This is a genomic window from Pseudomonas sp. AC193 (genome assembly GCF_979258075.1).
Genome location: NZ_OZ409832.1, coordinates 2,767,124 through 2,787,935 on the forward strand (window position 1 = coordinate 2,767,124; position 20,812 = coordinate 2,787,935).

The window sequence follows — 20,812 nt, forward strand, 5'->3', positions numbered from 1 at the left end:
GAGTACGACATGAGTGCCGTGATCAAAGACGCTTCCCAGCAGAACGACAAACCCCTGGTCAGCCTGCGCAACCTGAACAAGCACTACGGCGACTTTGCCGCCGTCGACAACATTTCGCTGGACATCAAGGACGGTGAATTCCTCACTTTTCTCGGTTCCAGCGGCTCGGGCAAAAGCACCACGTTGTCGATGCTCGCCGGGTTTGAAACGCCGAGTAGCGGCGAAATCCTCGTCAACGGCGAATCGCTGGTCAATGTGCCGCCGCACAAGCGTGACATCGGCATGGTGTTCCAGCGCTATTCGCTGTTCCCGCACCTGTCGGTGCGCGACAACATCGCCTTCCCGCTGGCGATTCGCAAACTGGCGACGGCGGAGCGCGAGAAGCGTGTCGATGCGATGCTGAAACTGGTGCAGCTTGAGCAATTCGCCCATCGCCGCCCTTCGCAACTCTCGGGCGGCCAGCAACAACGCGTGGCTATTGCCCGGGCGCTGGTTTACGAACCACGCATTCTGTTGATGGACGAACCGCTCGGTGCGCTGGATAAAAAGCTGCGCGAGGATTTGCAGGATGAATTGCGCCAACTGCATCGTCGTCTGGGCATCACCATCGTTTACGTGACCCACGACCAGGAAGAAGCCATGCGCTTGTCGCAACGTATCGCGATTTTCAGTCACGGCAAGATTGTTGGATTGGGCAGTGGTTATGACCTGTATCAGAATCCGCCGAATGCGTTTGTCGCGTCGTTCCTCGGTAACTCGAACTTCCTCAAGCTCAAGGCGCAGGGCAATGCGGCGGCTTCTTTTGAAGGGCAGTCATTATCGATTCGCCTGACCGCTGGGTTGCACACCGATCAGGATGTGTTGCTGATGGTGCGGCCGGAAAAAGCGCAGGCGTTGAGCGTGGCGCAAGCGATCAGCGAACCGTTGCCGTCGGGGTGGAATGAAGTGGCGGCCAAGGTGGTTGAGGTGCTGTTCCTCGGCGAGAGCCAGACGTGCAGCGTGGTCACCTCCGGCGGAACCTCAATGACGGTGAAAGCATTGTCAGCCGCGGGCATGCCGCTCAAGGCTGGCGATCCTGTGCAAGTGCGCTGGGCCACGGCTGATGCCTGCGTCTACACCGAATGGAGCGAAAGCGACCTCAACAAAGCCGCCGGCTCCCACTGAAAACCCCTGTAGGAGCTGCCGAAGGCTGCGATCTTTTGATCTTGCCGTTAAAAACAAGATCAAAAGATCGCAGCCTCGTTTCACTCGACAGCTCCTACAGGAATGCATTCCAAATGTCGGAGCGGGCTTGCTCGCATAGAGGCTATCGCGAGCAGGCTCACTCCTACAATTAAACCGTGTTTGCGCCTCAAGGCCGCGGTGGCCCTTTTTTTGGTCTCAAGGCGCCACCGTCACATCGCCCTGCCCGCTCTCGGCGAGCGCTGCAGCGACAAACCCTTCAGCCTTCTTGCGCTCGACAAACGCCCGCACATACGCCGCGCCGGCCCTGCGCCCACGGGGCACGGCCATGGCCTGGCGAATCGCCGTGAATGCACCGTCCAGCACGCGGTAACGCGCGTCGGCATCCGCGACTTTCTGCAAGGGCTGACGGACACCGGCGGCGGCATCCAGGTGATGCTCGATAAACAGGTCAACGGCACCCGCCGAGGTTTCGGCACGCTCCAATTGTGCGTGCTGCAGCGTGCGACTGAGGAACAGGTCGTAGGCTGCGCCTTTGCCAACGGCCAATCGCAATCCTGGCTGATCGAGATCCTCGACGTTGCGATACGGGGCCTGCGCCTCGACCAGATAAGTCCCTTCAATGATCACGTAAGGCTCACTGAACGCAATCTGAGCCTCGCGCACCGGCTCGATGGCGAGAAACGCCAGGTTCCATACGCCCTCCTCCAGCGCCGCGAAAACCTTGCCCGCCGCATCAAACGTACGCATCTCCAGCTCGACACCCAACTCGGCAGCCAGCGCTATCGCCAAAGCCACCGAAACACCTTGCGGCGCACCATCTGCTCTGCGCTGCGCCAGCACCGGGTTACCGAAGTTGATGGCGGCATGCAGCACGCCGTCGGGCGCGAGATCGGCCATCACGGCCGGGGTGATTACACTCATCGTGTTGCTCCCTGATTGGATAAGAAATCAGTGTGTGTCGTGACTGACAACTGTCGAGGACACGACACCCAGCGGGTAAGCCTTATGTCGGTGCCTGACAGGCACTCAAATGTTCCAGCGCCCGACGCGTCACCGCATCAATGTAAGCCGCGTCACCATAGACCCGCGCCAGCAGAATCGCCCCCTCGTAATCCGCCACCCATTGTCGAGCGGTCAGCAAGGCTTGTCCCTCATCGACCTCGCCTTCCAGCAAATGCGCAAACGCCTTGGCCCATGCATCGAAAAAACCGCGAATCGGCTCCAGCAATTCACTTTTACCGTACGCCGCATCGACCGCCACCACGCCCATCAGGCAACCAATCGAGTCATCCTGAAACAGCCGCGCAGCCTTGCGGCCCATTTTGCTCAGGCGTTCTTGTGGCGTGAGTTTTTCGTCGAAGGCCACGGCAAACAAGGTCTGGTTGATGACCTGATGCGTCCAGTCGAGCACGTCACGCAGCAAGGCCTCCTTGTTCGGATAGTGGTGATAGAACGAAGCCTTGGTAAAGCCGCAAGCGGACGCAAGCACGTCCATGGTGGTGCCATGATAGCCAAGGCGCTTGAAGGTATTGGCGCACCGCAGAAGCAGCTCTTCACGGGGGATTTTCAACGGTCGCACGAGTATTTCCTGATCCGGATAACTGGCGGTGATTCTATGACATAAGCCTGCCCTTCTCAATTTGACGGTTACCAACTGTTCGTTTAGTTTCTATTTACCGAACGGATGGTCAGTAACTGGCCGCCGACAAAAAATCAGGGAGAGCAGAGATGAACGAAGCCAACAGTGGCCCCGGCCGAGTCACCCGCGAACAACGCGGTCAGTTGTTTTTGATCGGTCTGGATCGCGCCGGCAAACGCAACGCATTCGACAGTGCAATGCTGACGGACCTGGCATTGGCCATCGGCGAGTATGAGCGCAATGACGAACTGCGCTGCGCCGTGCTGTTCGCCCATGGCGAGCACTTCACTGCGGGTCTGGACTTGATGGAACTGACGCCAAAACTGGTGTCAGGCGCCTTCAAGTATCCTGAAGAAGGCATCGACCCATGGGGCGTTTCCAAACCGCGCAGGCGTAAACCGGTGGTGGTTGCCATTGAAGGCATTTGCTGGACGGCGGGCATCGAATTGATGCTCAACGCCGACATCAGCATTGCCGCCACCAATGCCCGTTTCGCTCATCTGGAAGTGTTGCGCGGGATCTCTCCCGCCGGCGGTTCCACCGTGCGCTTCACCCGCGCAGCGGGCTGGACCGCCGCCATGCGCTACATGCTCACGGCGGAAGAGTTCGATGCCGATGCCGCCCTGCACATGCGCCTGCTGACCGAAGTGGTCGCACCCGGCCAGACTCTGGCACGCGCCATCGAATACGCCGAACGCATTGCCAAGGCTGCGCCTCTGGCGATTCAGGCGACGCTGCAATCGGCGTTTCTGGCGCAGGATCAGGGAGACGATGCGGCACTGTCGACGCTTGATGAACAACTGCTGGCCCTGATCAAAACCGAGGATGTCCGCGAAGGCGTCATGGCGATGATGCAAAAGCGCGAACCGCAGTTCAAAGGTCGCTGAAGGCTTTGCTCAACTCACTCGGAACAATTTCATGAACACCATGGCCGCAGCCTTTGCCGAATCGATCCAGAGACAGGACATCGCCCTCATTGCCCGCGATGGTTATCCGTTGTCCGCCAAGCGCTACGGCGCAGCGGGCGTCGTCAAAGGTAACCTGATCATGGCCGGTGCTACCGGGGTCCAGCAGCGCTTTTATCGGCGTTTTGCCGAGCACGCGGCGCGCCAGGGCTTTCACGTGCTGACCCTCGATTACCGGGGCATCGGTGAGTCGAAACCGGCTTCGCTCAAAGGCTTTGAGATGTCTTATCTGGATTGGGCTTATCAGGATTTGGCGGCGGCAGTGGATCTGCTAAGCCAGGAAGCATTGCCGCTGTATTGGGTCGGCCATTCGTTTGGTGGTCATGCGATTGGTCTGTTGCCCAATCACCCCGCCCTGACAGCTTGCTACACCCTGGGCAGTGGCGCGGGGTGGAGCGGCTGGATGTCCCGAACCGAGGCCTGGAAAATCCGTCTGATGTGGACGTTTGTGCTGCCGGTGATTGTCGCCCGCAAAGGCTACATGGCCTGGAGCATGCTGGGCATGGGCGATGATTTGCCGCTGGGCGTTTACAACGACTGGAAACGCTGGTGCAAATTCCCCCACTACTACTTCGACGACCCCGAGATGAGCCATCTGCATGCGCTCTACGCCGAGGTCACAACGCCATGCGTTTTCGCCACGTCGGTCGATGATCCGTGGGCGCCGCCGCGTTCGCGCGATGCGTTTGTCAAAGCCATGGTGAATGCGCCGCTGACATTGCTGGATCTGCAGCCGCAACTGGGCAGCAAACCGTACGGGCACATGGGTTACTTCCGTGAAAGCGCACAGCCGTTGTGGGATGAGGTGCTTGATTGGCTGCAAAGCGTCCCTGCACGCACCACATAACTTGTAGGAGCTGCCGCAGGCTGCGATCTGTTGATCTTGCTGTTAAAAACAAGATCAACAGATCGCAGCCTCGTTTCACTCGACAGCTCCTACAGGAGTGCATTCCAACTGTGGGAGCGAGCCTGCTCGCGAATGCGCTGTGTCATTCAATGTTGATGTTGACTGACACGGCGTCTTCGCGAGCGAGCTCCCACAGAGGGTTTATGGTGTTTAGGTGATCGGGGAATAGCCTTCGATGTCGTCGGGCCAGGCGGTGAGAATTTCAAAGCCCGTCTCCGTCACCGCCACCATATGCTCCCACTGCGCCGACAACGAGCCATCCTTGGTCAGCACCGTCCAGCCATCGGGCATGTTCTTCACATGGCGCTTGCCGGCATTGAGCATCGGCTCCACGGTAAAAATCATCCCCGCCTTCAACTTCATGCCCTGATTGGGAAAGCCGTAATGCAGAATCTGCGGCTCATCGTGATAAACCTTGCCGATCCCGTGCCCGCAATACTCGCGCACGACGCTGAAGCCTTCCTTCTCCGCCAGGCTCTGGATCGCGTGGCCGATGTCGCCCAACGTCGCGCCCGGTTGCACCACGCGAATACCCGCGCACATCGCTTCGTAAGTGGTCTTGATCAAGTGCTGCGCCTCAGGCGTCGCCTCACCGACCACGTACATGCGGCTGGTGTCACCGAACCAGCCGTCCTTGATCACCGCGATGTCGAGGTTGACGATGTCGCCATCCTTCAACGGCGTACCCGACGGAATCCCGTGGCACACCACGTCATTAACCGAGGCGCAGACGGTTTTCGGAAAGCCGTGATAGCCGACGTTGGCCGGCACCGCTTTCTGCACGTTGACGATGTAGTCGTTGCACAGCCGATCCAGTTCATCGGTGGTCACGCCGGCCTTGACGTGCGGCACCAGCATTGCCAGCACTTCAGCGGCGAGTTTGCCGGCAGCGCGGGATTGAGCGATGTCGGCCGGGGTGTTGATCTTGATCTGGTTTCTCATGCGCTGACGGCTTCCTGAGTCAGTTGTTGCAGGTCGAGCCCGCCATTTTGTTCGGCGCGGATCAGCAAGCGGCAAATGGCGCTGTGGTCGAGGTTGGGGTGCAGTTCGGCGAGCATGCCGATACGCATCCAGTGCTCGGCTTGCGCGTTGATCGAGCGGCTGAGAGCGTTGCTGGAGATACGCAGGTTCTCGTGCATGTCCTCTGAAATCTTTACGATGCCCATATATGAATCCGATACGATGTGTATATGGAACGTATATTAGCCAAGCCTTAAGCGAAATTGCAAATCAACTCAGCGCCGCATCGAAAAACGATGAGATAAGCCGACTGGAACGCCGCTCGGCCAGGCAGTACAGATAAGTCTCGGTAAAGAGTTCTTCGCCATCGATTCTGATCGTGCGGATTTTTGGATCAGCAATGAACTCCGCTTCCGACACCACACCCAGCCCCAACCCGCGCACCACCGCTTCACGCAGTGCCTCGCGACTGCCGATTTCCATGGCGATGCGCGGTTTTACCTGCGCCGCATTCAGTGCCTGCTCCAGCACCAGCCGTGTGGTCGAACCGGGCTCACGTTGCAGCAGGCGCTGCCCTTCCAACTCCTCCAGGCGCACGCTGCCGCGATTGGCCAGCGGATGTTCATGGTGGGCAAAGAGGATGATCGCGTGCCGCGCATAACGCACCGAACACAATGCCGGATCATCCTGACGCCCGGCCAACACCGCGATATCGGTCACATAGTTTTCCAAATCCGACAACACCTGCGCCGAGTTACCCACGCGGATCGACACGTCGATATTCGGATGCTGTTGCAGGTAACTGTCGACCATTTCGATCACATGAAACGGCCCCACCGCACCGACCTTGAGCTGGCCGCTGTCGAGCCGCCCGGAATCACGCAGCAGGTTATGCGCTTCCAGTTCCAGCAAGGCCAGCCGTTGCGCGATGGGCAGCAATTGCCGACCGACATCGGACAGCTCAATCCGCCGCCCACGCCGATGAAACAGTTCGACGTTGTGCTGTCGCTCCAGACTTTGCACTTGCGTGGTCAGTGTCGGTTGGCTCAGCCCCGACGCCCGCGCCCCGGCACTGAAACTGCCGTGGCGGGCGACGGCGAGAAAGGCCCGCAATTTGGCGCTCGACATCCATAGACTCCATCAATAGTTAGCTGCGGTTTCGCATATTGAATTGATTGAATGACTGTCACGTGACAGACCTAGCCTGTGGCAACTCCCAACCACACCGTGGAATGCCATGAAAACAATTAACCAGTTTCTGCGTGCCGCCAGCCTTGCCGTACTTGCCCTGAGTGCCAGCCAAGGCTGGGCCAAGGACAAACTGACCATTGGCCTGATTCCTTCGGAAGACTCCCAGGCGATGATCGAATCGAGCAAACAAGTGCTCGACGATCTGCAAGCCAAAATCGGCATGCCGGTGGTGCCGTTCGTGGCCACCGACTACAACGGCATCATCGAAGCGCTGCGCTCGGGCAAACTCGACGTCGCCTACCTCGGGCCGTTCTCCTACGTGCTGGCGACCTCGGTAGCCGATGTCGAAGCGTTCTCCGTGGCGGTGACCAAGAAGACCGGCCAGAGCGCTTACAAAAGCGTGATCCTGGCGCGCAAGGACAGCGGCATCCATTCGCTGGCCGACCTCAAGGGCCATACATTCGCGTTCGTCGACCCGAGCTCGGCGTCCGGTCATTTGTTCCCGAAAGCAGGACTGGAGCAGGCCGGGTTTGTGCCGGACACGTTGTTCAAACGCGTGATTTTCTCCGGTTCCCACGACGCCAGTATCCTCGCGGTCGAGAACAAGAAAGTCGACGCCGCCGCCGTGGCTGACCGCATCTTCGCCAGCGCCGTGGCCAAAGGTGCGGTCAAGCAGGATGACTTCGAAATTGTCTGGAGTTCCAAGCCGATCCCCGAATCGCCGATGGTCTGGCGCAAGGCGCTTGACCCGGAGTTGAAGAAGAAAGTCGCCGACGCACTGGCTTCGATCAAGGACGTGCCGTGGGGCGATCAGGGTGTGCTCAATGGCTTCCAGCCCACCACCGACGCGTCCTATGACGTGGTGCGCGAAACCGCCAAGGTGCTCGATCTCGATTTGCGGAGCATGAAATGATCAGCATCCGCCAACTGAGCAAACACTACGGCAGCAACCCGGTGTTGCGCGGCATCGACCTTGACGTCGCTGCGGGCGAATTTGTCGTGGTGCTCGGTCAGTCCGGCGCCGGCAAATCGACCTTGCTGCGTTGCATCAATCGTTTGGCGCGGGCCGACAGCGGCACGCTGAACGTGGCGGGCATTGATGCCCTCGCCTGCCCGGACACAAGCGTTTTACGCCGAGAAGTGGCGATGATTTTTCAGCACCACAACGTCGTGCCGCGCCTGAGCGTATTGAAGAATGTGCTGACCGGGCGCCTCGGTTCCGTCGGCACCCTCGCCTCGATTCTGCAACTGTTTCGCCGTGACGATGTGGCGCTGGCGATGCAATGCCTGGAACGCGTCGAACTGGCGCACAAGGCCAGTGAGCGCACCGATTCATTGTCTGGCGGGCAGAAGCAGCGCGTCGGTATTGCCCGCGCCTTGGCGCAACGACCGCAGGTAATTCTGGCCGATGAACCGATCGCCAGCCTCGATCCGAAAACCGCGCGACTGGTGTTGCAGTACCTGCGCGATGCCACCCGCGAACTGGGCATCACCGTGCTGTGCAATCTGCACCAGGTCGAATATGCCCGCGAGTTCGGCGACCGCGTGGTCGGCCTCGCTCACGGCAATCTGGTGTTCGATGGCAAAGCGTCGAGCATGACCGACGCAGATCTGGCGCGAATCTATCCGGGGCAATCGGCAGAACACTCCGCTGACGTCCCGGCGCCCACCCTGTCCTACCGCACCGCCTCGAGGGCCTGAGCATGCAATCACCAAACTATCAGTGGGTCGGCGAGCGGCCCCGTGGCACACGCGGTTGGCTGACCACCGCCGGCATCGTCCTGATCGTGCTGTGGACGCTGAACTGGAGCGCGCAAGGTGCGCAACTCAGCCTCGGTGAACTGGCAGCGGGATTGCCGCAGATTGGTGACTTTCTCTCACGCACCTTTCCGCCGGATCTGAGCATCCTGCCGCGCCTGGTCGCGCCAGCGGTGGAAACCTTACAGATCGCCATTTGGGGCACCCTGCTCGGTGTGTTGCTGGCGATTCCGCTGTCGTTTCTCGCCGCGCGCAATCTGAGCCGCAATCGCTGGGTGTTTCACATCACCCGTCAGGCGCTGAATTTCACCCGCAGCATCAACGAACTGATCCTCGCGCTGATCTTCGTCTCGGCCGTTGGCCTCGGCCCGTTCCCCGGCGTACTGGCGCTGGCGCTGCATGGTCTGGGCATGCTCGGCAAGTTCTTCGCCGAGAGCATCGAAGAGATCGATCAAGGACCGATTGAAGCGCTGCAAGCGACCGGTGCCCGACCGTTGCAGGTGATCGTGTTTGGCGTTTTACCGCAGGTGATCACGGCGTGGATTGCGGTGATTTTGTACCGCTTCGAAGTCAATCTGCGCTCGGCCACGGTGCTGGGCATGGTCGGCGCCGGCGGCTTGGGTTTCGAATTGGTGAGCAGCCTGAAACTGTTCAAATACCCGGAAACCGCGACTTGCATCATCGTCATCACCTTCATGGTGATCGTCGCCGACACCCTCTCCAGTCGCCTGCGTGCGGCGATCCAGAGCGGTTCGGCGCACTGACGTCGAACAGCTATCGGCTGAGCCGATTCAAACCTGCGAATTATCGATTTGAGCCGTTGTCGACGGGCGCTGAGTATGGCGCCACACGACAACAACAATAAGGATCCACCATGACTGCCCGCTTCCAGAACCCCGTCGATACCCGTTTCGGCTGGGGCAGCCTGCAAGACCTCGCTGCCATTACCGACCAGCAAACCGTGGCCCTCGTCACCTTCCCTGAGGCCCGTGGGCTGGGGCTGGTGGATCGCCTGCAAGCGTTGCTCGGTGAGCGTCTGGTCTACGTGTTCGAAGACGTTCAGCCCAACCCTGACGTCGCCCATTTGCGCAGCACGTATGAGCAGTTCTGGCAGCAGGCCGGCGATTGCGATGTGGTGCTCGCGGTCGGGGGCGGCAGCGCCATCGATACCGCCAAAGCGTTGATCGTCGGCACCGAATCCGGGCATTTCGATGAGTTGTTGACCCTGCTGGCGACCGGCAAGGCGTTTACCCCGGCGCGCTGCAAACAGCTGATCGCTGCGCCGACCACCGCCGGCACCGGCAGCGAAGTCACGCCGTGGGCGACGATCTGGGACAGCGCCAGCCAGAAGAAATACTCACTGCACTTGGATTGCACCTGGCCGCGCGTGGCGATCATCGATCCGCAACTGATGCTCACCGTGCCGGCCAGCGTCACCGTGTCCACCGGGCTCGATGCGTTGTCCCACGCGCTGGAAGCGATCTGGAACGTCAACGCCAATCCGGTCTCCGACACTTTCGCCATTTCTGCGATTGAAGACATTCTCGAATGCCTGCCGCGTCTGCAAAAAGATCTGTCGAGCCAAGAGTTGCGCACGCGCATGGCACTCGCCGCGCTCAAGGCCGGGCTGGCGTTTTCCAACACCAAAACCGCGCTGGCGCATTCGATTTCCTACGAGATGACCCTGCGCCACGGCTTGCCCCACGGCATCGCCTGCTCCTTCACCCTGCCGCTGGTGCTCGGTCTGGCCTGGGGTCACGACGCCACCCGTGACCGCATCTTGCAACGGGTATTCGGCGAAGATCTGCTCACCGCGCAACAGCAGTTGCGCGAGTTCCTCCACAGCCTCGGAGTGAAAACCGAGTTCGCCGATTACGGCGTCTCGGCTAAGGACGCCGAAGACATCATCCACCTCGCGATGCAGGGCGCGCGCGGCAAGAACTTCATCGGTTCACAAGCTGCCTGACGCCCGACGCCACCCGATCCACCCAAGCACCGCCTGCGGCTCATAGCCGTGGTGATTTCCTGCCGCACCGAAAAAGAGTGCACCCGCCGACGACAAACGGCGGGAACCCACAACAATAAGGAAAAGATCATGAATCGTGCCGAAACAATGCCTGGTCTCGCCGTACGTTCTGCCTCGTTCCGGGTCGCGCAGTGGCGCATGCTGCTGGCGGCGATGTTCTGTTACCTGTTTTTCTACACCGGCCGGCAGACCTTCGGTTTTGCCATTCCGGGCATTCAGGCCGAGTTCGGTTTGAGCAAGGAAACTCTTGGCTGGGCTTCTGCGGCGATGCTCTGGGCCTACGCCGTCGGCCAGGCCATCAACGGCAACCTCGCCGATAAGTTCGGTGGCCGGCGCATCATGACCCTCGGTGCGGTGCTGTCCTGCGCGGCAAACTGGGTGACCAGTTTTGCCGGCGGTTTCACCAGTCTGATCCTGCCGTGGGGCGTCAACGGGTACTTTCAGGCCTTGGGCTGGGCGCCGGGCGGTCGGCTGATCGCCAATTGGTGGGCGGCGGGTGAACGCGGCAAGGTCTATGGCTTCTACACTTTCGCCGCCGGTTGCGCGTCGATTCTGTCGTACGTCACCTCCATCGTCGTGCTTGAAGTGCTGCAACTGGAATGGCGCTGGATCTTCCGTTTGCCGGTGCTGCTGATGCTGGCCGGCGGGATTATTTTCTATCTGGTTGCTCGTGAACGCCCGCAGGATCTGGGCTTCGAACCGGTAGGCGATACCGGCGTGGCCAACGCTGACGACAAACATCAGGAAGCCGCGCATGGCGAAGTCGAGACCTCGGCGCAACGCTATAAAGCCGTGTTGAAGAATCCGCGCCTGCTGATCGCCGCGCTGTCACTGGGCTTTCAGAACGCGGCGCGCTACGGCCTGATCGTCTGGGTGCCGGTGCACTTTCTCGGCGCTGACTGGAAAAGCGGCGACGGCATGATCGACCCGAAATGGATCACCGTCGCCCTCCCCGTCGGCATGGCGGTCGGGGCGTTGAGCAATGGCTGGGTGTCAGACAAGCTGTTCGGCTCCAAGCGTTATCTGGCGATCATGCTCTACATGTTCCTTGGCGCCGCGACGAGTTTGTGGATGTGGAGCCTGCCGCCGCACAGCGTGATCGGCCTGGTCGCGTTGTTCCTTTGCGGCTTCTTCGTTTATGGCCCGGCGTCGAGTTTCTGGGCGCTGTGCCCGGATCTGGTCGGTGCCAAACGCGCCGGCACCGCAACCGGGATCATGAACTTTTCGTCCTATCTGTTTGCCGGCCTCGCCGAGCCTTTGATCGGTCGTTTGCTTGACACCACGGCAAACACGTCTCTCATCTTCATAGTGGTCACCAGCGCCTGCCTGTGCAGCGCGGCAGTGGCATTGTTCATCCGACGCTGATGGGGCTTGCATGTACCAGTATCACAAGTGGTTGCGTTCGTTTCATGCAGTGGCGAAAACCGGCAGCTTCACCCTCGCGGCAGAGTACCTCAGCGTCGGTCAGCCGACCGTCAGCGAGCAGGTCAACGCACTGGAGAAAACCTTCTCGGTCGAGCTGTTCCATCGGCGCGGGCGCTACATCGAGATGAGTTCCGCCGGGCACAAGCTCTACGCAATCACTCAAGGTTTGTTCGGCCAGGAGGACGAAGCGGTGCAACTGCTGCAGAGTTTCAAGCAACGCAAGAACGGCATGCTGCGGCTCGGCGCGGTGTCGCCGCCGATTGCGATGAATCTGACCTACGAGCTGATGCAGCGGCACCCGGACATCGAACTGGAAACCTCGTTTTCCTCGGAAAAGGAAACCCTCGCGCGGCTGTTCAACTTCGATATCGACGTGGCGATTCTGGCGTTGTCGGAATTCGATGAGCGCTTCCACACCCGGTTGTATCACCGCTATCCGATTATTGCCGTGGTGCGCGATGACCATCCGTGGGCCAGCCAGTCGCAGGTTCACATCAGCGAAATCAGCCGCGAGAAATGGGTGATGCGTGAGCAAAGTGCGCGCACCCGGCAACTGGTCGAAGAAAGCTGCAAGCGCCTCGACATCGACCTCAACCGCGTCATGCAACTGAACAGCCGCGAAGCCATCGTGCACGCGATCGTCAAAGGCATCGGCATCGGTTTTGTCTCGGCGGTCGAGTACGCCGAAACCCCGGGCACCACGCCGATAACCTTTGTCGATCACCCGTTTTTCATCGAATACCACCTGTGCTGTCTCGGCATCCGCCGCAACCGACCGGTGATTGCCGAACTGTTTGATTCGAATCCACCGCTGACCTGATCAGCATTGACCCTTGAAACCGCCTACCTCATTGCCGAGGGACGGCCCACGCTTACCCGAAAACGGAGATTTGACCATGCAGTACAAAAACCCGACTCACCTGCAAGCCGCGATCCTTGACTGGGCCGGTACCGTTGTCGATTTCGGCTCGTTTGCGCCGACGCAGATTTTCGTCGAGGCCTTTGCCGAGTTCGGCGTCGCGGTATCGCTGGAAGAAGCGCGTGGCCCGATGGGCATGGGCAAGTGGGATCACATTCGCACGCTATGCAACCTGCCGCAGATCGCCGAGCGCTATCGCGCCGCGTTCGATCGCTTGCCGAGTGATGAAGATGTGACAGCGATCTACGAGCGTTTCATGCCGTTGCAGATCGAGAAAATCGCCCTGCATTCGGCGGTCATTCCAGGTGCGCTCGAAGCAATTGCGGCGTTGCGCGACAAGGGTTTGAAGATTGGTTCGTGCTCCGGGTATCCGGCGGTGGTGATGGCCAAGGTTGTCGAGCTGGCGCGAGAGAATGGTTATGTCGCTGACCATGTCGTCGCCACCGATGAAGTGCCCAATGGCCGGCCGTATCCGGCGCAGTCGTTGGCCAACGTGATTGCCTTGGGCATCGATGATGTGGCCGCGTGCGTCAAGGTTGATGACACCTGGCCGGGGATTCTTGAAGGGCGTAGCGCGGGGATGTGGACGGTGGCGTTGACTTGCTCGGGGAATGCGCTGGGATTGACCTACGAACAGTTCAAAGCGTTGCCGTCGGATCGTCTCGCGGAAGAGCGTGAGCGTATCGGCAAGATGTTCGCGCCGTCGCGCCCGCATTACTTGATCGACACCATTGCTGATTTGCCTGAGGTCATCGACGACATCAACGCGCGCCTGGCCCGAGGTGAAACCCCACAAGCCTGCTAACGCATTCCCCTGTAGGAGCTGCCAAAGGCTGCGATCTTTTGATCTGCTTTTAAAAGATCAACGTCAAAAGATCGCAGCCTTCGGCAGCTCCTACAGGTTCTTCGTTTAGGTTGGGAGATGGGGATCAGAGAATTTTGGGCAAAAAAAAGCTGCCAAAACTGGCAGCAGAAACTTCAAGAACACGCGATGTATTGACCCCAGCATAGACGCTGAATAATGACAGTGTCATGACAGCGACAAATTCACTGAACCGCCCCTGCCCCGTCATCAGGATGTCATCAACGGAACGGCAGAATCCTCGCAAACCGTCTCGAGCCTTCCGGCGGATATTCAGCAAGGATTCCCATGAAACCAGACGCCCCGCTGTTTGCCGCCATCGACCTGGGTTCGAATGCCTTTCGTTTGATGATCGGCCAGTCGCTGCGCAGTCGCAAAGGCCTGCTGATTCAGGAAGTGAAAACCCTGCGCGAACCGGTGCGCCTCGCCGAAGGTTTTGACGGCGGCGCGCTGGATGCGCTGGCACTGGATCGGGGCTGGCAGGCATTGGCGCGGTTCGGCAAGAAATTGCGCGGTTTCGAGGCCGGTCGGGTTCGTGCGGTGGCGACCAGTGCCGTCCGTGAGGCAGACAATGCGCAGTTGTTTTTGGCCAGCGCCGAGCGGCATCTGGGTTTTCCCATTGATGTGATTTCCGGACAAGAAGAAGCGCGACTGGTCTACGCCGGTGTGGCGCATGCCCTGCCGGGTGCTGAAGACATGCGTCTGGTGGTGGATATTGGCGGCGGTTCCACCGAACTGATTCTCGGCCAGGGCTCGCAAGCGTTGCTGACCGAAAGCATCGCGATTGGCAGCGGCACGTTGAGTACGCGGTTCTTTCGCGGCGGCGAAATTTCTGCCAGTGCCCTGCAAGAAGCCGAACGTTTCGCCATCCTGCAATTTGAACGGGTTGCCCGGCGTTATCGGAGTCAGGGTTGGCAGCAGACCATCGGCTCGTCGGGTACCGCGCGGATGCTGGCCAAAGTGCTCAAGGCCAATCACCTCAATGACTTCGGCAAGGACGGCATCACCTACGCCGGCCTGTTGCGCCTGGCCCTGCTTCTGCTGAAAGTGAGCAATGTGCAACAGCTGCACCTCGCCGGCCTGCAACCGCACCGCCAAAGCATCCTGCCCGGGGGATTGGTGTTGATGCTCGCGGCGTTCAAAGTATTCGGCATCTCGCAAATGGCCCCCTCCGAACCCGGCCTGCGCCTCGGCGTCCTGCACGGCCTGATGAGCAAGCATTGATCCCTTGTAGGAGTGAGCCTGCTCGCGAAAGCGTCTGCTCAGCCACATCAATGCTGAATGTGCCGCCCCCTTCGTGAGCAAGCCCACTCCCACTTTGGTTCTGTGCCAGTCAATGCATCCGCATACGCCTCAAGTCCCTGTGGGAGCGGGCTTGCTCGCGAAAGCGTCCGCTCAGTCACATCAATGCTGAATGTGCCGCCCCCTTCGTGAGCAAGCCCACTCCCACATTGGTTCTGTGCCAGTCAATGCATACGCAGTCAGAAAGAACCCCACAGCCTTCGCGAGCAGGCTCGCTCCCACAGGTTTTGTGTTCAGGCCAATTCTTTGCGCAGTTGCCGGGCAGCGGTGACCATGTGCACCAGCGCCGCTTCGGTCTCTGGCCAGCCACGGGTTTTCAGGCCGCAGTCAGGATTGACCCACAAGCGCTCCGCCGGGATACGCTTGGCCGCTTTACGCAACAGATTGGCCATTTCCGACGCATCCGGCACCCGTGGCGAGTGGATGTCGTAGACGCCCGGGCCGATTTCATTCGGGTAGGCGAAAGCTTCGAAAGCCTCCAGCAATTCCATGTCCGAGCGCGAAGTTTCGATGGTGATCACGTCGGCATCCATCGCCGCGATGGACTCGATCACGTCGTTGAATTCGCTGTAGCACATGTGCGTGTGGATCTGCGTTTCGTCGCGCACGCCCGAGGCGCACAAACGGAACACTTCGGTCGCCCAATCCAGATAATGCTGCCACTGCGCCTGACGCAACGGCAGACCTTCACGGAAGGCCGCTTCGTCGATCTGTACGATCTTGATGCCGGCGGCTTCCAGATCCACCACTTCATCACGGATCGCCAGCGCCAGTTGCCGCGCCTGCACTTCACGGCTGACATCCTCACGCGGGAACGACCACATCAGCATGGTCACCGGGCCAGTCAGCATGCCTTTCATAACCTTGCGGGTCAGGCCCTGGGCGTAGCGAATCCATTCAACGGTCATGGCTTTCGGACGATTCAGATCACCAAAAATCACCGCCGGTTTCACACAACGCGAACCGTAGCTCTGCACCCAGCCAAAACGGGTGAACACATAGCCGTCGAGTTGCTCGGCAAAGTACTCGACCATGTCATTGCGCTCGGCTTCACCGTGCACCAACACATCAAGACCCAAACGCTCCTGAATCTCCACCGCGTGGCGGATTTCGCTGTGCATCGCCTCGGTGTATTCCGCTTCGCTGAGCTTGCCTTGCTTGAACGACTGGCGAGCCAGACGAATCGATGCGGTTTGCGGGAATGAACCTATCGTCGTGGTCGGAAACAGCGGCAGATCGAGCCCGGCACGCTGCTTGGCGATACGCTGGGCAAACAACGATTGACGCTGACTGTCCTTGGCAGTGATCGCCGCCACACGCGCCTGAACCGCCGGTTTGTGAATGCGTGGCGATGCAGCACGCGCAGCCTGCACCGAACGGCTCTGGGTCAATGCCCGCAATACTCGCGGCGCTTCCGGTTCGTTAACCGCCTGAGCCAGAACCGCCACTTCCTCGCACTTCTGCACGGCGAAGGCCAGCCAGCTTTTCAGTTCGGCATCCAGCTTGTCTTCACGGCCCAGATCCACCGGGCTGTGCAGCAGCGAGCAGGACGGCGCCACCCACAAGCGATCACCCAGACGCTCATGGGCATGCTGCAAAGTCGCAAGAGCATTTTCCAGATCGCAGCGCCAGACGTTACGGCCGTTGACCACACCCAGCGACAACACTTTATACGCCGGCAGACGATCAAGAATCGTCGGGTACTGTTCCGGCGCACGCACCAGATCAATGTGCAAACCGTCGACGGGTAGATTCGCCGCCAGACCAAGGTTTTCTTCCAGACCACCAAAGTACGTGGCCAACAGTTTCTTCAGCGGATCGCGCTGGATCTGGTTGTAGGCGCGCTCGAATGCGTTCTTCCATTCCTGAGGCAGATCGAGCACCAGAATCGGCTCGTCAATCTGCACCCACTCCACACCCAGAGCAGCGAGGCGCGAGAAGATCTGCCCGTACAGCGGCAACAAACGATCGAGCAAATCGAGCTTGTCGAACTCAGCGCCTTTGGCCTTGCCCAGCCACAGATAGGTCAGCGGGCCGATGATCACCGGTTTGACGTTGTGCCCCAGCGCGCGGGCTTCTTCGACTTCTTCGAACAACTGTTCCCAACCCAACTGGAACTGTTGATCCGCGCTGAATTCCGGGACGAGGTAGTGGTAGTTGGTGTCGAACCACTTGGTCATTTCCTGGGCGTGGGCACCGCCGCAGCAACTGTCGCTGACGCCACGCGCCATACCGAACAGGGTGTGCAGATTGGCTTTGCCGTCGTGCGGACGGAAGCGCTCCGGGATCACACCGAACATCAGCGAGTGCGTTAGCACCTGGTCGTACCAGGCGAAATCGCCGACCGGCAACAGCTCGATGCCGGCGTTCTTCTGCAAGTCCCAATGGGCTTTGCGCAGTTCGCGCCCGACGTCACGCAGGCCCGCTTCGTTCAGTTCTCCTTTCCAGAACGCCTCTTGCGCTTTTTTCAGTTCGCGGTCGCGACCGATGCGCGGAAATCCAAGGGAATGGGCCAGTGCCATAACAAACAACTCCAATGTCTTGTTGATGGCGGGCATTGTCGGCATCGGTCGCAAGTGAATCAAACTCAATATAATCCTGATCATCACAAGAAATCCTCATGATCCCTTCCACCCTGTAGGAGCTGCGGAACGCTGCGATCCTTTGATCTTGCCCTTCAAAAACCAACATCAAAAGATCGCAGCGTTCCGCAGCTCCTACGGGGATCGGGGTTGCGAGAGGTGCCAACCGGGCCTATGTTGCTTGCGAGCATCTTCTGCGCGAATGGAACGCGATCAATCACCAACACCGAGGTGAAGACATGTCAAAGGAATCCCGCCCTGCCGTACTTGGGCTGATCGGCAACACTCCGCTGGTGCAAGTGACCCGCTTTGATACCGGGCCCTGCACGCTGTTTCTCAAACTCGAATCGCAAAACCCCGGCGGCTCGATCAAGGATCGTATCGGCCTGGCGATGATCGACGCCGCCGAACGCGATGGCCGTCTGCAACCGGGTGGCACCATCGTCGAAGCGACGGCCGGCAACACCGGTCTGGGCCTGGCACTGGTCGGCCGCGCCAAAGGCTATCGGGTGGTTTTGGTGGTGCCGGACAAAATGTCCACCGAGAAAGTCCTGCACTTGAAAGCCATGGGCGCCGAGGTGCACATCACCCGCTCCGATGTCGGCAAGGGCCATCCCGAGTATTACCAGGACGTCGCCGCGCGTTTGGCGAAAGACATTCCCGGCGCGTTTTTCGCCGACCAGTTCAACAACCCCGCCAACCCGCTGGCCCACGAATGCAGCACCGCGCCGGAGATCTGGGCGCAGACCGAACATGATCTGGACGCGATTGTGGTGGGCGTTGGCTCGGCTGGCACGCTGACCGGTTTGACCCGTTTCTTTAAACGCGTGCAACCGGATCTGGAAATGGTCTTGGCCGATCCGGTCGGCTCGGTCATGGCGCAATACAGCCGCGACGGCAGCCTGCCGACGCCCGGTTCATGGGCGGTGGAAGGCATCGGCGAAGACTTTATTCCGTCGATCACCGACCTCTCCAGCGTGCGCCACGCCTACTCGATCAGCGACGAAGAAAGCTTCGATCACGCCCGTCAATTACTCAAGGCCGAGGGCATTCTCGGCGGCTCCTCCACCGGCACCCTCCTCGCCGCCGCGTTGCGTTATTGCCGCGAACAGACCGAGCCGAAGCGCGTAGTCAGTTTCGTCTGCGACACCGGCACGCGCTATCTGTCGAAGGTTTACAACGATCAATGGATGACCGATCAGGGCCTGCTCAAACGCAAAGGTTATGGCGACTTGCGCGACCTGGTTGCCCGTCGTTTTGAAGATGGCCGGGTGATCAGCGTCGGCCCCGACGACACCCTGCTGACCGCGTTCCAGCGCATGCGCCTGGCCGACGTTTCGCAGTTGCCGGTGTTGATCGACGGCAAGCAACTGGTCGGCGTGATCGATGAGTCGGACATCCTGCTCGGCGTCCATGAAGATGCCGCGCACTTCCGCAAACCGGTGACCAGCGCCATGACCGACAAGCTGCAAACCCTCGCGCCGAACGCCGATCTGGCCGAGCTGGAAAGCGTGCTCAGCCGTGGCCTCGTCGCCATCATCGCTGACGCTTCGGGCTTCCATGGCCTGATCACCCGCGTCGACATGCTCAACCAATTACGGAGATCCCTCGCATGAGTCAGCACGACGTTAAATCCCAAGGTTTCGCGACCCGGGTGATCCACGCCGGGCAGGAACCGGATCCGACCACCGGCGCGCTGATGCCGCCGATCTACGCCAACTCCACCTACCTGCAAGACAGCCCCGGCGTGCACAAAGGTTTCGATTACGGCCGCTCGCACAACCCGACACGGTTTGCGCTGGAGCGTTGCGTGGCGGATCTTGAAGGTGGCACGCGGGCGTTTGCGTTTGCTTCAGGATTGGCGACGATTTCGACGGTGCTGGAAATGCTTGATGCCGGTTCGCACATTGTCTCCGGCAACGATCTGTACGGCGGCACGTTCCGTCTGTTCGACAAGGTGCGTCAGCGCAGCGCCGGGCATCGTTTCAGCTTCGTCGACCTGGCCGATCTGTCGGCGTTCGAAGCGTCATTGCAGGACGACACGCGGATGGTCATGGTCGAGACGCCGACCAACCCGCTGCTGAGCCTGTCGGATCTGGCCGCGATTGCGCGCATCTGCCGCGCACGCGGGATCATTTGCGTTGCCGACAACACCTTCGCCAGCCCCTATATCCAGCGGCCGCTGGAGTTGGGTTTCGACATCGTGCTGCACTCGACCACCAAGTATTTGAACGGCCACTCCGATGTGATTGGCGGGATTGCCGTGGTTGGGCAGAACGCTGAACTGGCAGAGAAACTGGGTTTTCTGCAAAACGCCGTCGGGGCGATTGCCGGGCCGTTCGATGCGTTTCTGACCTTGCGCGGGGTGAAGACTTTGGCACTGCGCATGGAGCGTCACTGCAGCAATGCGCTGGAGCTGGCGCAGTGGCTGGAGCAGCAGCCGCAGGTTAAACGTGTCTACTATCCGGGGCTGCCGTCGCATCCGCAGCATGAGTTGGCCAAGCGGCAGATGCGTGGTTTTGGCGGGATGATTTCTGTTGATCTGAACAGTGATCTGGCCGGTGCGCGACGGTTTTTGGAGAACGTGAAGATCTTTGCGTTGGCGGAAAGTCTGGGCGGCGTGGAGAGTTTGATCGAGCATCCGGCGATCATGACGCATGCGACGATTCCGGCTGAGACGCGGGCTAAACTCGGGATTGGTGACGGGTTGGTGCGGCTGTCGGTGGGGGTTGAGGATGTTGAGGATCTAAGGGGGGATTTGGCGCAGGCTTTGGCTGGGATGTAAGTCTTGGGGTTTGATTCGAAATTGTCGAGGGGGGCTGCTTCGCAGCCCAACGGGGCGGTGCGACGTTTCGCTAAATCCCCTCGCCACAGGGGTACAAGGGAGACCTGTGGAGAACGACAAAGCCCGCACGGGGCGGGCTTTGGTGTTTGAGTAGGCGGCCAGTGCTGGTCTCTGGCTTACAAGGTTTATCGGGAGTCTCACAGTACTGAACCAAGGGTGAAAAGTAACGGTCTCAGCTGCTTCACACGGCATAAGGGCTGGATCTCAGCGCGGAGATCTTTCTAACCGTGAACCCTTCGGAACGCG

At 59.9% G+C, this 20,812-nt stretch carries 19 protein-coding genes; 13 read left to right on the forward strand and 6 right to left on the reverse strand.

Annotated elements, in window-relative coordinates; translation table 11 throughout:
- Window positions 1-9 precede the first annotated feature (9 nt).
- Window positions 10-1,164: an ABC transporter ATP-binding protein gene (locus tag ACZZ0D_RS12460; RefSeq protein WP_212546099.1), complete on the forward strand. Its 1,155-nt coding sequence runs from the start codon at window positions 10-12 to the stop codon at window positions 1,162-1,164.
- 216 nt (window positions 1,165-1,380) lie between these two features.
- Here ACZZ0D_RS12460 and ACZZ0D_RS12465 read toward each other — a convergent pair whose 3' ends face one another.
- Together ACZZ0D_RS12465 and ACZZ0D_RS12470 are read right to left on the reverse strand one after the other, a co-directional pair.
- A complete protein-coding gene (locus ACZZ0D_RS12465; RefSeq protein ID WP_463553396.1) occupies window positions 1,381-2,106 on the reverse strand; it encodes a transporter substrate-binding domain-containing protein in 726 nt (241 codons plus the stop codon).
- 82 nt (window positions 2,107-2,188) lie between these two features.
- The gene (locus ACZZ0D_RS12470) at window positions 2,189-2,764 is read right to left on the reverse strand and encodes a TetR/AcrR family transcriptional regulator (protein WP_038368069.1); all 576 of its coding nucleotides are present in this window, start codon (window positions 2,762-2,764) and stop codon (window positions 2,189-2,191) included.
- 149 nt (window positions 2,765-2,913) lie between these two features.
- Between ACZZ0D_RS12470 and ACZZ0D_RS12475 the strand changes: the two genes are divergently transcribed.
- Window positions 2,914-3,711, forward strand: coding sequence for a crotonase/enoyl-CoA hydratase family protein (locus ACZZ0D_RS12475; protein WP_053121199.1), 798 nt, complete (start codon window positions 2,914-2,916; stop codon window positions 3,709-3,711).
- Between the two features lie 31 nt (window positions 3,712-3,742).
- The gene (locus tag ACZZ0D_RS12480) at window positions 3,743-4,636 is read left to right on the forward strand and encodes an alpha/beta hydrolase family protein (protein WP_463553397.1); all 894 of its coding nucleotides are present in this window, start codon (window positions 3,743-3,745) and stop codon (window positions 4,634-4,636) included.
- Window positions 4,637-4,846: 210 nt separating this feature from the next.
- Here the strand turns inward: ACZZ0D_RS12480 and map are convergent, their stop codons facing one another.
- From map to ACZZ0D_RS12495, 3 genes are all read right to left on the reverse strand, one after another.
- Entirely contained in the window at window positions 4,847-5,638 is a 792-nt protein-coding gene (gene map / locus ACZZ0D_RS12485; RefSeq protein ID WP_463553398.1) for a type I methionyl aminopeptidase, read from the reverse strand.
- A complete protein-coding gene (locus ACZZ0D_RS12490; protein WP_007918027.1) occupies window positions 5,635-5,862 on the reverse strand; it encodes a ParD-like family protein in 228 nt (75 codons plus the stop codon). The genes map and ACZZ0D_RS12490 overlap by 4 nt, the downstream gene beginning before the upstream one ends.
- Before the next feature lie 64 nt (window positions 5,863-5,926).
- On the reverse strand, window positions 5,927-6,784 hold the full coding sequence (locus ACZZ0D_RS12495) for a LysR substrate-binding domain-containing protein (RefSeq protein WP_463553399.1): 858 nt from the start codon (window positions 6,782-6,784) through the stop codon (window positions 5,927-5,929).
- A 109-nt stretch (window positions 6,785-6,893) separates the two neighbouring features.
- Here ACZZ0D_RS12495 and phnD point away from each other — a divergent pair, with 109 nt between their 5' ends.
- The 8 genes from phnD (at window position 6,894) to ACZZ0D_RS12535 (ending at window position 15,061) form a co-directional block, all read left to right on the forward strand.
- Window positions 6,894-7,760: a phosphonate ABC transporter substrate-binding protein gene (gene phnD / locus ACZZ0D_RS12500; RefSeq protein WP_463553400.1), complete on the forward strand. Its 867-nt coding sequence runs from the start codon at window positions 6,894-6,896 to the stop codon at window positions 7,758-7,760.
- Window positions 7,757-8,548 (forward strand): phosphonate ABC transporter ATP-binding protein, encoded by a 792-nt coding sequence (gene phnC, locus ACZZ0D_RS12505; protein ID WP_159814587.1) that lies wholly within the window; start codon window positions 7,757-7,759, stop codon window positions 8,546-8,548. The genes phnD and phnC overlap by 4 nt, the downstream gene beginning before the upstream one ends.
- Before the next feature lie 2 nt (window positions 8,549-8,550).
- Entirely contained in the window at window positions 8,551-9,369 is an 819-nt protein-coding gene (gene phnE, locus ACZZ0D_RS12510) for a phosphonate ABC transporter, permease protein PhnE (protein WP_212549319.1), read from the forward strand.
- A gap of 110 nt (window positions 9,370-9,479) precedes the next feature.
- Complete coding sequence (psrA, locus tag ACZZ0D_RS12515; protein ID WP_400751117.1) at window positions 9,480-10,571, forward strand: iron-containing alcohol dehydrogenase PsrA; 1,092 nt, start codon at window positions 9,480-9,482, stop codon at window positions 10,569-10,571.
- A gap of 129 nt (window positions 10,572-10,700) precedes the next feature.
- A complete protein-coding gene (locus ACZZ0D_RS12520) occupies window positions 10,701-11,996 on the forward strand; it encodes an MFS transporter (protein WP_463553401.1) in 1,296 nt (431 codons plus the stop codon).
- Window positions 11,997-12,006: 10 nt separating this feature from the next.
- Entirely contained in the window at window positions 12,007-12,876 is an 870-nt protein-coding gene (locus ACZZ0D_RS12525) for a LysR substrate-binding domain-containing protein (protein WP_053121214.1), read from the forward strand.
- A 76-nt stretch (window positions 12,877-12,952) separates the two neighbouring features.
- Complete coding sequence (gene phnX / locus ACZZ0D_RS12530; protein WP_212546109.1) at window positions 12,953-13,780, forward strand: phosphonoacetaldehyde hydrolase; 828 nt, start codon at window positions 12,953-12,955, stop codon at window positions 13,778-13,780.
- Window positions 13,781-14,125: 345 nt separating this feature from the next.
- Complete coding sequence (locus ACZZ0D_RS12535; RefSeq protein ID WP_463553402.1) at window positions 14,126-15,061, forward strand: Ppx/GppA phosphatase family protein; 936 nt, start codon at window positions 14,126-14,128, stop codon at window positions 15,059-15,061.
- A 311-nt stretch (window positions 15,062-15,372) separates the two neighbouring features.
- Here ACZZ0D_RS12535 and metE read toward each other — a convergent pair whose 3' ends face one another.
- A complete protein-coding gene (gene metE, locus ACZZ0D_RS12540) occupies window positions 15,373-17,661 on the reverse strand; it encodes a 5-methyltetrahydropteroyltriglutamate--homocysteine S-methyltransferase (protein WP_463554803.1) in 2,289 nt (762 codons plus the stop codon).
- A gap of 299 nt (window positions 17,662-17,960) precedes the next feature.
- Between metE and ACZZ0D_RS12545 the strand changes: the two genes are divergently transcribed.
- On the forward strand, window positions 17,961-19,337 hold the full coding sequence (locus ACZZ0D_RS12545; protein ID WP_053121219.1) for a pyridoxal-phosphate dependent enzyme: 1,377 nt from the start codon (window positions 17,961-17,963) through the stop codon (window positions 19,335-19,337).
- Window positions 19,334-20,506 (forward strand): cystathionine gamma-synthase, encoded by a 1,173-nt coding sequence (locus ACZZ0D_RS12550; RefSeq protein ID WP_463553403.1) that lies wholly within the window; start codon window positions 19,334-19,336, stop codon window positions 20,504-20,506. Before ACZZ0D_RS12545 ends, ACZZ0D_RS12550 begins: the two co-directional genes overlap by 4 nt.
- The last annotated feature ends 306 nt before the right edge of the window (window positions 20,507-20,812 follow it).